The sequence below is a fragment of the Streptomyces sp. 7R007 genome, from assembly GCF_054850255.1.
In genome coordinates, this window is the sequence record NZ_JBTWMV010000001.1 from 401,182 (window position 1) to 412,472 (window position 11,291).

General features: G+C 73.6%; 14 protein-coding genes. 10 read left to right on the forward strand and 4 right to left on the reverse strand.

Translation table 11 applies throughout. The features are described from left to right. The first annotated feature begins 17 nt into the window (after window positions 1–17). From ACYF6T_RS01965 to ACYF6T_RS01975, 3 genes are all read left to right on the forward strand, one after another. The gene (locus ACYF6T_RS01965) at window positions 18–236 is read left to right on the forward strand and encodes a hypothetical protein (RefSeq protein WP_461692838.1); all 219 of its coding nucleotides are present in this window, start codon (window positions 18–20) and stop codon (window positions 234–236) included. A 143-nt stretch (window positions 237–379) separates the two neighbouring features. Continuing rightward, window positions 380–1,867, forward strand: a complete 1,488-nt coding sequence (locus ACYF6T_RS01970; RefSeq protein ID WP_461692839.1) for an SPFH domain-containing protein — start codon at window positions 380–382, stop codon at window positions 1,865–1,867. A gap of 240 nt (window positions 1,868–2,107) precedes the next feature. Beyond that, entirely contained in the window at window positions 2,108–2,563 is a 456-nt protein-coding gene (locus ACYF6T_RS01975) for a type II toxin-antitoxin system PemK/MazF family toxin (RefSeq protein ID WP_461692841.1), read from the forward strand. An 18-nt stretch (window positions 2,564–2,581) separates the two neighbouring features. On the opposite strand, the gene ACYF6T_RS01980 is transcribed toward ACYF6T_RS01975, so the two are convergent. Next, window positions 2,582–3,013, reverse strand: coding sequence for a hypothetical protein (locus ACYF6T_RS01980; RefSeq protein ID WP_461692843.1), 432 nt, complete (start codon window positions 3,011–3,013; stop codon window positions 2,582–2,584). Continuing rightward, a complete protein-coding gene (locus ACYF6T_RS01985; protein ID WP_461692844.1) occupies window positions 3,013–3,687 on the reverse strand; it encodes a helix-turn-helix transcriptional regulator in 675 nt (224 codons plus the stop codon). The genes ACYF6T_RS01980 and ACYF6T_RS01985 overlap by 1 nt, the downstream gene beginning before the upstream one ends. Window positions 3,688–4,162: 475 nt before the next feature. Here ACYF6T_RS01985 and ACYF6T_RS01990 point away from each other — a divergent pair, with 475 nt between their 5' ends. Next, a complete protein-coding gene (locus ACYF6T_RS01990) occupies window positions 4,163–4,570 on the forward strand; it encodes a hypothetical protein (protein WP_461692846.1) in 408 nt (135 codons plus the stop codon). Window positions 4,571–4,577: 7 nt separating this feature from the next. On the opposite strand, the gene ACYF6T_RS01995 is transcribed toward ACYF6T_RS01990, so the two are convergent. Further along, window positions 4,578–5,405, reverse strand: a complete 828-nt coding sequence (locus ACYF6T_RS01995; RefSeq protein ID WP_461692848.1) for a TIGR02452 family protein — start codon at window positions 5,403–5,405, stop codon at window positions 4,578–4,580. A gap of 290 nt (window positions 5,406–5,695) precedes the next feature. Here ACYF6T_RS01995 and egtA point away from each other — a divergent pair, with 290 nt between their 5' ends. From egtA to ACYF6T_RS02020, 5 genes are all read left to right on the forward strand, one after another. Continuing rightward, the gene (egtA, locus tag ACYF6T_RS02000; RefSeq protein WP_461692850.1) at window positions 5,696–6,988 is read left to right on the forward strand and encodes an ergothioneine biosynthesis glutamate--cysteine ligase EgtA; all 1,293 of its coding nucleotides are present in this window, start codon (window positions 5,696–5,698) and stop codon (window positions 6,986–6,988) included. Next, window positions 6,985–8,304 (forward strand): ergothioneine biosynthesis protein EgtB, encoded by a 1,320-nt coding sequence (gene egtB / locus ACYF6T_RS02005; RefSeq protein WP_461692852.1) that lies wholly within the window; start codon window positions 6,985–6,987, stop codon window positions 8,302–8,304. The genes egtA and egtB overlap by 4 nt, the downstream gene beginning before the upstream one ends. After that, complete coding sequence (egtC, locus tag ACYF6T_RS02010) at window positions 8,304–9,095, forward strand: ergothioneine biosynthesis protein EgtC (RefSeq protein WP_461692853.1); 792 nt, start codon at window positions 8,304–8,306, stop codon at window positions 9,093–9,095. The genes egtB and egtC overlap by 1 nt, the downstream gene beginning before the upstream one ends. Further along, the gene (gene egtD, locus ACYF6T_RS02015) at window positions 9,092–10,054 is read left to right on the forward strand and encodes an L-histidine N(alpha)-methyltransferase (protein ID WP_461692854.1); all 963 of its coding nucleotides are present in this window, start codon (window positions 9,092–9,094) and stop codon (window positions 10,052–10,054) included. Before egtC ends, egtD begins: the two co-directional genes overlap by 4 nt. Before the next feature lie 190 nt (window positions 10,055–10,244). Continuing rightward, entirely contained in the window at window positions 10,245–10,460 is a 216-nt protein-coding gene (locus ACYF6T_RS02020; protein WP_461692856.1) for a dodecin, read from the forward strand. Window positions 10,461–10,463: 3 nt separating this feature from the next. Here ACYF6T_RS02020 and ACYF6T_RS02025 read toward each other — a convergent pair whose 3' ends face one another. Beyond that, window positions 10,464–10,955, reverse strand: a complete 492-nt coding sequence (locus ACYF6T_RS02025; RefSeq protein WP_461692858.1) for a phosphatase domain-containing protein — start codon at window positions 10,953–10,955, stop codon at window positions 10,464–10,466. Between ACYF6T_RS02025 and ACYF6T_RS02030 the strand changes: the two genes are divergently transcribed. Further along, window positions 10,906–11,277 (forward strand): LysR family transcriptional regulator, encoded by a 372-nt coding sequence (locus ACYF6T_RS02030; protein ID WP_461692860.1) that lies wholly within the window; start codon window positions 10,906–10,908, stop codon window positions 11,275–11,277. The genes ACYF6T_RS02025 and ACYF6T_RS02030 overlap by 50 nt on opposite strands. Window positions 11,278–11,291 lie beyond the last annotated feature (14 nt).

An 11,291-nucleotide genomic window follows, 5' to 3' on the forward strand; every position in this document is an offset into this window, starting at 1 on the left:
GCTCGTACCCTGTGACCATGGACGATGCGTCGATGGTCGGGCTGATGGGGCGGGTCACCGGCACGGTCGGACCCGGGCTCGTCGGCGAGGTGATCGTCCGGGTGCGCGGCGGGGCCGAGCACTTCCTGGCCTACGCGGCCGGGGACGCGGGCCGGATCGAGCGCGGCACGGTGGTGATGGTGGTGGAGTACCTGCCGCCGCGGACGGTCTACGTCACTCCCGCGTACGACAGTTGAGCCCGCTCCCGCCCAGGTGAGGGGCGTGCGAGGGCCTTCGTGTCAAGAATGCGACAAGGATTCTCCGGCGTCTTCCCGCGGGCCTCGCGCGGGCGCACACTCCCTTCGTTCGGTGCCGGAAGGGCACCATGCAAAGGGGGCGCATGCCGATGGTTGTCGGCGTCGTTGCGGGGGTGGCGGTCGTCGCCGTCCTCGTCCTGATCGGTCTGTTCAAGCTGATGTGGCGGGTGGCCGAGCCCAACGAGGCGCTGGTCATCTCCGGCTCCAAGCACCGTATGGAGGGCTTGGAGGAGGGCATGGGATTCCGCATCGTCACCGGGCGCGGCACGCTGGTGCTGCCCGGTGTGCAGGTGGTGCGCAAGCTCTCCCTGGACCTGAACGAGACCGAACTGCACGTGGACTGCGTGACGCACCAGGGCATTCCGCTGAAGGTGCGGGGCGTGGTCATCTTCAAGGTGGGCGACGACTTCGTGTCGATCGCGAACGCCGCCCGCCGCTTCCTCGACCAGCAGAAGCTGATGTCGGAGCGGGTGCACAACGTGTTCGCCGGTCATCTGCGGTCCATCGTCGGCGGGTTGACGGTCGAGGACATGATCCGCGACCGGGAGAAGCTCACCGGGCAGACCCGGGCGGCCTGCGGTACGGAGATGGAGAAGCTGGGGCTGATCGTCGACTCGCTGCAGATCCACGAGATCGAGGACCCGACCGGCTACATCCAGAACCTGGCGATGCCGCACGCGGCGGCCGTCCAGCGGGACGCCCGCATCGCACAGGCCGAGGCGAACCGGCTCGCCACCGAGGCCGAGCAGCAGGCGTTCGCCCGGATGGCGGAGGCCACCCGGGACAGCGAGATCCTGCAGGCCGGCTACCAGGCCGAGCGGGACAAGGCGGCGGCGAGCGCGCAGCAGGCGGGGCCGCTCGCCGCTGCGGCGGCCCGGCAGGAGGTCGTCGTCCAGGAGACCCGGGTCGCCGAACTGGAGGCGCACCGGCGCGAACAGCAGCTCCAGGCCGACGTCCGCAAGCCGGCCGACGCCAAGGCGTACGAGAAGCGCACGCTGGCCGAGGCCGAGCGCGATGCGCGTATCTCCGCCGCCGAGGCCAAGGCCAAGGAGACGGAGCTCGCGGCGGCGGCCGAGGCGACCCGGGTCAAGACGGCCGCGGGCGCCGAGGCCGAGGCGACCAAGACCCGGGGTGCCGCGACCGCGGCCGCCACCCGGGCCACCGGTGAGGCGGAGGCGGCCGCCGCGCAGGCCAAGGGGCTCGCGGCGGCCGAGGCGACGAAGGCCAGGGGCCTCGCGGAGGCGGAGGCCATCAAGGCGCGGGCCGCCGCGCTCGCCGAGAACCAGGAGGCCGTGGTCGCCCAGCAACTCGCCGAGAACTGGCCGGAGATCGTCCGGGCCGGCGCGTCCGCCTTCGGCAACGTGGACAACATGGTGCTGCTCAACGGCGCCGACGGCATGGCCGACATGTTCGCCAAGGCCCTGACGATGGGCGGCACGGGGCTGGGACTGGCCCGTCAGCTCCTGGCCTCCATGAACCAGAACGGCCAGACGGCCAACGGCACGTCGTCCCTGAACGGCGTCTCGGCACCGCCGGCACAGCGGGTGCCGGTGGAGAAGGACGAGGGGTAACCGTCCCCGGCCGGCGGCGCGTTCTCCCGGGGCTTCCAGGGCTTTCCTGAGGGGCGCGCCGCCGGTTGCGGGGGCGGTCGAGTCCGGGCAGGGCCACCGTCGTGGTGTGCGGCGCGGACGCCCTGTTCGCCGACACGGCCGTTCACCACGAGGTCCTTCGCCGACCGGCTCTCCCGCGGGCTGTTCCTCCGTGTCGGGGCGGTGACCGAACCCGCGGGGCCCACGCCTTAGGGTGCCCCCGTGACTGCGTTTACCCCTGACACCGATGAGAACGTGCCCGGCCGCTACGGCCCCTCCGCCACCACGGAGGCCGATCCCCGTGAGGTCGGTTCGGTGCGCACCGAGTACTCCCCCGCGCACGACGGGGATCCCGACCCGGGCGAGATCGTGTGGACCTGGGTGCCCTTCGAGGAGAACGACGGGCGGGGCAAGGACCGGCCCGTGCTCGTCGTGGCCCGCGAGGCCGCCGGCACCCTGCTCGCCGTGCAGCTGTCCAGCAAGCGGCACGACGGCGACCGCGAGTGGGTGGCGATCGGCAGCGGGCCGTGGGACAGGTCGGGGCGTGACTCGTGGGTCGACGTGGACCGGGTGCTGCGGCTGCACGAGGCCGGCATGCGCCGGGAGGCGTGCGCCCTGGACCGGGGACGGTTCAACCTGGTGCGACACCGGCTGCACGAGCGCTACGGGTGGCGCTGAGCGCCGCTCCAGCCGCGTTCAGCTGAGCGTCAGAAGGCCCACACCCAGGGCGATCAGGCCCGCGACCTTGGCCGCCTCCAGGGCGACGTAGTACAGGTGCTCACGCGAGCGCGGCAGGTCCTCGCCCGCCAGGATCCGGTCCGACCTGCGGTTCAGCCGCGGGCGTACGACGAGCAACTGGGCCAGCAGCAGCACGCAGACGACGGCCACCGGGGCCACCACCCCGGCCGTCGCGTCCCCCGCGCCGACGGCCGCCACCGCCGCCACGGCGAGCGCGGCCTCGACGAGGTTCAGCGCCCGGAAGACCAGCCGCCCGATCCCCAGGCCGACGGGGATGGTCACGCCGGGCGCGCGGAACTTCAGCGGGGCCTCCAGGAACGAGATCGCCAGCACCATCCCGAGCCAGACGAAGGTGACCGCGACCGCGACGGCGGCCCACGTGGGGTACATCAGACGTGCCTTTCTGCAGTGGTGCCGGACGCAGGCGCCAAGTGGGCGACGCACGCGCCGGGTTCGGCGAAGGGTTCCAGCTCCGTCGCGGTCAGCGCGGCACCGAGCTCCGCCAACGCGCCCTGCATCAGAGCCAGATGGAGCGGGCACACCAACTGGCCGTACTCCTCGGCCAGTTCGAGGAAGGGGCAGTGCCGCAGCCGGATCCGCGAGGGCACGGCGCCCTCCGGCTCGGGGGCGAAGCCGAGGTCGTCCAGCAGGCCGACGAGACGCGCCGCCGCCCGCTCGGCGTCCGGCTCCTCGAACGGCGCGGGCTGCTCCACGAGGAACCGGCCCCAGGCCCGCCCGGTCTCCACGACGTCGGCACGGCCCGCACCCGGGCTCGCCGCGAGCCGGCTGAGCAGCATCCGCGCGAGCAGCTGGTAGCCCCGGCTTCCGCTCCGGTCCATGCCCGGGCGTGGGGTATAGACGGTACGCGGCCGCCCCGGACCGGCGGGTTCCGCCGGCCGCCGTTCGACCAGGCCCTCGTCGACCAACGTGTCCAGGTGGAACCGCACGGTGTTGGGGTGCACGCCGATCCGCTCGGCCGTCTCCGTGACCCCCAGCGGGGCCGGGGCCGCCCGCAGCAGGGCGAGGATCTCGTCGCGGCGGGGACTCGTCCGCGTGCGTGGCATGACCGCCCACCCTTCCACCGGCCGGTATTTTCTCCAAATCCCACCTGTAATAATAGGACCACCCAACCGGAGCTGCGGGAGCGGGGCTGCGGTCGCGGTCGCGGGGCTGTGGTCGGGTCGCGGGAGCGAGGGACCAAAGCCGCCGGACTGCGGGCCGAAGCCACGGAAGGCCGCGGGCCGTAACGGCGGAAGACCACGGCCCGGGACGACAGGGACCGCAAGCCGGAACCGCGAGAAACGACGACTGGAACAGCGGGAGACCAAGGCCGGAGCGGCGGAAGACCCAAAGCCCCCAGCCGTGGGAAAGCGGAGACCGGAACCGCGGAAGACCTACGACCCCCGCGGCGGGGAACCGGAGACCGACGACCCGGAGACCGACGACCCCAGCCGCGGGAACCGGAGTCCGGAAACCGTGGAAGACCTACGAGCTCAGCGGCGGGACGCCGGTGACCGGAACGGCTGGAGAGTGAGCGACATGAGCGGAGACGCACCCATGACACACGGCCGCGAAGAGCCGCCCGTCCCGCGCACCCTCTGCCACGTCGGCGCCCTGGCCACCGGCCCCGCCGCGGCCGACTCCACCGGCGCCCTCTGGAAACTCGCCGAGAGCGGGCGCCAGCTCGACGCCAACCTGGTGCGGCTGGCCCCGGGCCGCCACATCGCCCCGCACGCGGAACCCGACCTCGACGTGCTGGTCCTGGTGGTGTCCGGCGACGGCGTCCTGGGCGCCGGCCCGGAACAGGAGCCGCAGCCCCTCACCCCGGGCACCCTGCTCTGGCTCCCCCACGGCTCCACCCGCAGCATCACCGCCGGCGCCGACGGCCTCGCCTTTCTGACGGTCCACCGCCGCCGACCCGGTCTGCAGATCCGCCCGGCCGGCTGACCGCGCCCTAGGGCTGGAGCAGGCGCTCCGGGAACGCCCGTACGAACGCACCGCGCACCGCCTGTCCCGTCGTACGGTCCAGGATCCCGAACACCACGTGCTCGAACCGCGCCGCGAACCGCCCGCCCGGCCCGAGCAGCGCCCGGAAGGCGCCGGCCACCTGCGCCGGGTCGTTGCGGAAGACCCCGCAGCCCCAGGCGCCCAGCACCAGCCGCCGGTAGCCGTGCGCGGCGGCCGTCTCCAGCACCCGCTCGGCGCGGACGGCCAGCGCCCGCGGCAGCTCGGCGGCCCGCTCCGGAGCCGTACGCAGGACCACTCCCGCGTTCGGGGCCGCCGCGGTCAGGAAGCCCACGCGGTAGGGCTCGTCCAGCAGGTGTCCGCGGTCGTCCCGGAAGACCGGCACGGACGGCGAGTGGATGACGCGGTCGGTGTAGAACGGGTCGCGATGGGCGCGGTGGTGGTCGTAGAACTCGGGAGCCCGCAGCAGGCAGGTGTACAGCGCGGAGGTGCGGCACAGCGCCTCCTCCTGGGCCTGCGCGCCGTTCAGGAAGCCGCCGCCGGGGTTGCGGGCCGAGGCGAAGTTCAGCACGGCCACCTCGCCGCCGAGCCGGTGGGCGGCCTGGAGGCTGCTCTCGCCGGTGACCTCGACGTGGGTGTCGACGGGCCCGGAGGGCTCGGGCACCCGCACCGGCTCCGGCCCGTACATCCGCGTCCCCGCGCGCGCCGCCTCGACGGCCGCGCCGATGGACACCTCGCGGCCGCCGGAGGCGGTGTACGCCCCGGCCGCCACGATCTGCTCCGTCTGCCGTGCGATCTCGCGCAGGCGCGCGCTCATGGCACCACCCCCGTGTGCGCCACGGTCGCGCGCCCCGCGTACTCCCCCGTCGTGCTCATGCAGGCATCGTGGGCGATGTCGGCGCCGCGGCGCAACGGAGTTTCCCGGTCCTCGCAAACGCCCAGGAAAAGTGGGGGAAACTGCCGGAAGTAAGAGATTACCGAGCCGGAACGTCCCGCTACGCACCCTTGTGCGAAGCGACGCGAGGGTTTTGGGTGGGACGAGTGCCGCCGTCCGGGCGCCTCTCGGCCGGGCCGGTGGCATGGTGGAATATCAGGAGGGATCCAGACATGTCCGACTCGGCAAGTGACTGTACGGACCACCGCAGCGCAGTCACCGAAGCCGAAGTGGAGGCCCTGATCCGGGGCATCTGCTTCAAGACCGGCCCGCCCCGCACCCTCGGGGTCGAAGTGGAATGGCTCGTCCACGAGCTGCGCAGCCCGCGGCTCCCCGTGACACCCGAACGACTCGATGCGGCCTACGCCGCACTGCGGACCGTGCCCCTGAGGTCGGCGCTCACCGTCGAACCCGGCGGCCAGCTGGAACTGAGCTCGCCGCCCGCCGCCTCCCTGACGGAGTGCATCGGTACCGTCTCCGCCGACCTGGACGCCGTACGGGCCGTCCTCGCCGAGCAGGATCTCGGCCTCGTCGGCGTCGGAAACGACCCCTGGCACCCGCCCCGCCGGTTCCTGCGCCAGCCGCGCTACGACGCCATGGAGACCTGGCTGGACCGCACGGGTCCGGCCGGCCGGGCCATGATGTGCACCTCCGCCTCCGTCCAGGTCTGCCTGGACGCCGGCTACGAGGAGCCCGGGCCGCTCGGGCACGGGCGGCGCTGGTGGCTGGCGCACCAGCTGGGCGCGGTCCTGGTGGCCGCGTTCGCCAACTCCCCGCTCGCGGCGGGCCGTCCGACGGGCTGGCGGTCCACCCGGCAGCGGCTGTGGATGGAGATCGGACCCGGCCGGGCGGGGGCGCCCGCGCTGGACGGCGACCCGCGCGCCGCCTGGGCCCGGCACGTCCTGGACGCGCCGGTGATGTGCGTCCGCCGCGACGCCGGACCCTGGGACGTCCCGGACGGGCTGTCCTTCCGGGAGTGGACGAGGTCCGGGGCGCCGACCCGGGAGGACCTCGCCTACCACGTCACCACGCTGTTCCCGCCGGTGAGGCCGCGGGGCCACCTGGAGCTGCGCATGATCGACGCGCAGCCCGGCGACGACGGGTGGATCGTGCCGCTCGCCGTGGCGACGGCGCTGTTCGACGACCCGGAGGCCGCCGAGACCGCCTATCGCACGGTCAAGCCCCTGGCCGAGCGGGCGATGGGGCTGCCCGCCCCGCACAACCCGCTGTGGACCGACGCGGCCCGCCTCGGCCTGGCCGACCCCGAGCTGCACGAGGTGGCCGTCGTCTGCTTCAGGACGGCCCTGGAGGCCCTGCCCCGCCTCGGTGCGGGCCCTCGGGTGACGGACGCCGTCACGGAGTACCTGGAGCGCTACGTCCTCAAGGGCCGCTCCCCCGCCGACGACCTGCTCGACCGCCTGCGCTCCACGGTGAGCCGCGCTCACGGGAAGGACATCCGCACATGACCGACCCCGCCCTCGACGCCGACGCGCTCAGGGAACGGGCCCTGACCACCCTGGTCACCGCCCGCGACCGGACCACCCTGCTGACCTCCTGCGTCGACGACCCCGACCTCACCGCCCAGCACTCGCCGCTGATGTCGCCGCTGGTGTGGGACCTGGCGCACATCGGCAACCAGGAGGAGCTGTGGCTGCTGCGGGCCGTCGCCGGCCGGGAGGCGATGCGCCCCGAGATCGACGGCCTCTACGACGCCTTCGAGCACCCGCGCGCCGAACGCCCGTCGCTGCCGCTGCTGCCGCCCGCCGAGGCCCGCGCCTACGCGGCGGAGGTGCGCGGCCGGGTGCTGGACGTGCTGGAGAGCGCCGACTTCCACGGCACCCGGCTGACGGAGGCCGGGTTCGCCTTCGGGATGATCGCGCAGCACGAACAGCAGCACGACGAGACGATGCTGATCACCCATCAGCTCCGCAGGGGCCCGCAGGCCCTGACCGCCCCCGACCCGGACCCGGTGCCGCTGTTCACGGGCCCGGCCGAAGTCCTCGTCCCGGGTGGCCCGTTCACCATGGGCACCTCCGACGAACCGTGGGCGCTGGACAACGAGCGCCCGGCGCACCGGCGCGAGGTGGACGCCTTCTACATCGACACCACGCCGGTGACCAACGCCGCCTACCAGGCGTTCATCGACGACGGCGGCTACGACGACGAGCGCTGGTGGACGGCCGAGGGCTGGGCGCACATCCGCGGCAACGCGATCCACGCCCCGCTGTTCTGGCGCCGGGACGGCAGGCAGTGGCTCCGGCGCCGGTTCGGTGTCACCGAGGTCGTGCCGCCCGACGAGCCGGTGCTGCACGTGTGCTGGTACGAGGCCGACGCCTACGCCCGCTGGGCCGGGCGGCGGCTGCCGACCGAGGCCGAGTGGGAGAAGGCCGCCCGGCACGACCCGGCCGGCGACCGTTCGATGCGCTACCCGTGGGGCGACGCCGACCCGGAGCCCGAGCACGCCAACCTCGGCCAGCGGCATCTGCGCCCGGCCCCGGCCGGCAGTTACGCCAAGGGTGAATCGCCGCTTGGGGTACGGCAGTTGATCGGTGACGTGTGGGAGTGGACGGCGAGCGACTTCCTGCCCTACCCGGGTTTCAGGGCCTTCCCGTACAAGGAGTACTCGGAGGTGTTCTTCGGCCCCGAGTACAAGGTGCTGCGCGGTGGTTCGTTCGCCGTGGACCCGGTCGCCTGCCGGGGCACCTTCCGCAACTGGGACTACCCGATCCGGCGGCAGATCTTCTCCGGGTTCCGCACCGCCCGCTCCGCGGGAGCCGTCTGATGTGCCGTCACCTCGCCTATCTGGGACCCGAGGAGCCGCTGGGCCGGCTCCTCGTGGAACCGGCGCACAGCCTGTACCGCCAGTCGTGGGCGCCGCGACGGCAGCGCTACGGGACGGTCAACGCCGACGGTTTCGGGGTGGGTTGGTACGCCGCGGGCGACCCGGTGCCGGCCCGGTACCGCCGGGCGGGGCCGATCTGGGCCGACCTGTCCTTCGCCGACCTGGCCCGGGTGGTGCGCTCCGGCGCGCTGCTGGCCGCCGTACGCGATGCGACCCTGTCGGGTGCCGACGCCGAGGCAGCGGCGGCGCCGTACGCCACCGGCCCGTGGCTGTTCAGTCACAACGGCGCCGTCCAGGGGTGGCCGCGGGCGCTCGCCTCCCTGGTGCCGTCCCTGCCCGCGGTGGACGTGCTGTCGCTGGAGGCCCGCAACGACTCGGCGTTCGTGTGGGCGCTGGTGCTGGCCCGGCTGCGGGCGGGCGACGACGAGGCGCAGGCGCTGGCCGACACGGTGCTGGAGGTCGCCGCGGCGGCCCCCGGCTCCCGGCTGAACCTGCTGCTGACCAACGGCGAGGCCGTCACCGCGACCGCCTGGGGCGACACCCTCTGGTATCTGACGCACCCCGGTCGTGGCACCGTCGTGGCCTCCGAGCCCTACGACGACGATCCGCACTGGCAGGAGGTCCCCGACCGCACCCTGCTCGCGGCCAGCGGCACCGACGTGCTGCTGACGCCGCTCAAGGAGCCGAGCGAAGCCCTGCCCTCCGCACCATCGAAGGAGCCCCGTACGTGAGTCCGTTCCTTCTGACCCGCACCCTGCCCGAGGACGCCACCGAGGCCGCCCTGCGCGCCGACGTCCTGCACGGCCTGACCCGCAGCCCCAAGACGCTGCCGCCGAAGTGGTTCTACGACGCCCACGGCAGCGAGCTGTTCGAGCAGATCACCGAACTGCCCGAGTACTACCCGACGCGCGCCGAGCGGGAGATCCTCATCGCCCGCTCCGGCGAGATCGCGGCGGCCACCGGCGCCCGCACCCTGATCGAGCTGGGCTCCGGCTCCTCGGACAAGACGCGCCACCTCATCGACGCTCTCACCGGCCTGCACACCTACGTCCCCGTCGACGTGAGCGAGAGCGCGCTCACCCAGGCCGGGCAGGCGCTGGTCGGCGAGCGGCCCGGACTCCACGTGCACGCCCTGATCGCCGACTTCACCGCCCGCCTGACCCTGCCGGACACTCCGGGGCCACGGCTGGTGGCGTTCCTCGGCGGCACGATCGGCAACCTGCTGCCCGCCGAACGGGCCGTCTTCCTGGCCTCGATCCGCTCCCTGCTCTCCCCCGGCGACGCGCTGCTCCTCGGCACGGACCTGGTCAAGGACGAGCGGGTGCTGGTGCGGGCCTACGACGACGCGGCCGGGGTGACGGCCGCGTTCAACAAGAACGTCCTGACCGTCGTCAACCGCGAGCTGGGCGCCGACTTCGATCCCGGCGCCTTCGACCACGTGGCCCTGTGGGACGCCGACAACGAGTGGATCGAGATGCGGCTGCGCTCGCGCGGCGCGCAGACGGTGAAGGTGCCCGCGCTGGACCTGGCCGTCGACTTCGAACCCGGGGAGGAACTGCACACCGAGATCTCCGCCAAGTTCCGCAAGGCGGGCGTGCGCGACGAACTCGCCGCCGCCGGGCTGGAGTTGACGCACTGGTGGACGGACGAGGAAGGACGTTTCGCGCTGTCGTCGAGCGTGGCCCGCTGACGTACGGCACGGTCACGGACGTCGACGTGAGGGTGGAGGGGGCCGCGCGGCAACGCGGCCCCCTCGCCGCATCCGGTCATGGTTCGCAACCGGTCGGGCCCGGCACGCGTTCTGATCGTCCCCGCGGCCGACCGCCTCGCGCGCCGGCCGCCCGTGGGGCACGGTGGAGGGAACAGAGAGGAGCACCCGCATGTCGAACCACACGTACCGGGTCACGGAGATCGTCGGCACCTCGCCCGACGGCGTCGACCAGGCCATCCGCAACGGCATCGCCCGTGCCTCGCAGACGCTGCGCAACCTGGACTGGTTCGAGGTGACACAGGTGCGCGGGCAGATCGAGGAGGGGCAGGTCGCGCACTGGCAGGTCGGTCTGAAGGTGGGCTTCCGGCTGGAGGAGTCGGATTGACCCTCAGGTCCGCCCCTCTCGTTCCTGCGCCACCTTCAGCTCGGCGGACGGCGCTGCCCACCGGGCCCGTACGACGGTGAAACCCGCCCGTTCGGCGTCCTCGCACACCAGTTCGTCGTCGTCGACCAGGACCGCGATCTCACGGGTGCGGGCGAGGGTGCGCAGGGTCTCCAGCTTGGTGCGGCGGGCGGGCCTGCGGTCGGCGTCGCGCCGCATGTGCAGGCGCCCGTCGGGCAGCCCGTGCGCGGCGAGCCAGTCCAGGGTGTCCCGCCGGCACCGCTCGGGCCGACCGGTCAGGTAGACGATCTCGCACTCCTTCGCGCTCTCCCGCGCCAGCGCCACGCCCTCCGGGATCGGCGGGTCGTCGGGGGCGGCGGCGAAGAAGGCGTCCCAGTCGCGCGGCTTGCGCTCCAGGAAGCGCTGGCGGTGCGCGGTGTCGGCGAGGGTGTTGTCGAGGTCGAAGACGGCGAGCGGGCGCCTGCTGCGGTCGGTCACGGCACCCACCCTAGGCACGCCTGCCACCCACGCGCCGCGTCCGCGGGCCGACGCCTGCCGAAAGGACGAAGCAACCGGCCCGACCAGACCGCCGGCCTCGATCTGCGCGCTGCGCTGCTTCGTACCGGTCGCCGGTCACCGGCCCTTCGGGCGGGCCGCCGCGCCCCTGCGCCCGACCCAGCCGACGCTGTCGCGGCAGATGCGACGGCTGAAGCGGTACATCCGGATGACCCTCCTGCCTGGCACCCCGGGGCGTCACGCTCACCCCGGGCGGACGGCGCAGGACAGGGCCCGGCGCACCGTGTCCGGGGCGTGGGGCTGACGGTGGGGTGCTGT

Coding starts and splice junctions, on each gene's coding strand:
- ACYF6T_RS01965 (WP_461692838.1), top strand. CDS start 18: ATGGACGATGCGTCGATGGTCGGGCTGATGGGGCGGGTCACCGGCACG.
- ACYF6T_RS01970 (WP_461692839.1), top strand. CDS start 380: ATGCCGATGGTTGTCGGCGTCGTTGCGGGGGTGGCGGTCGTCGCCGTC.
- ACYF6T_RS01980 (WP_461692843.1), bottom strand. CDS start 3,013: ATGTACCCCACGTGGGCCGCCGTCGCGGTCGCGGTCACCTTCGTCTGG.
- ACYF6T_RS01985 (WP_461692844.1), bottom strand. CDS start 3,687: ATGCCACGCACGCGGACGAGTCCCCGCCGCGACGAGATCCTCGCCCTG.
- ACYF6T_RS01990 (WP_461692846.1), top strand. CDS start 4,163: ATGAGCGGAGACGCACCCATGACACACGGCCGCGAAGAGCCGCCCGTC.
- ACYF6T_RS01995 (WP_461692848.1), bottom strand. CDS start 5,405: ATGAGCGCGCGCCTGCGCGAGATCGCACGGCAGACGGAGCAGATCGTG.
- egtA (WP_461692850.1), top strand. CDS start 5,696: ATGTCCGACTCGGCAAGTGACTGTACGGACCACCGCAGCGCAGTCACC.
- egtB (WP_461692852.1), top strand. CDS start 6,985: ATGACCGACCCCGCCCTCGACGCCGACGCGCTCAGGGAACGGGCCCTG.
- egtC (WP_461692853.1), top strand. CDS start 8,304: ATGTGCCGTCACCTCGCCTATCTGGGACCCGAGGAGCCGCTGGGCCGG.
- ACYF6T_RS02020 (WP_461692856.1), top strand. CDS start 10,245: ATGTCGAACCACACGTACCGGGTCACGGAGATCGTCGGCACCTCGCCC.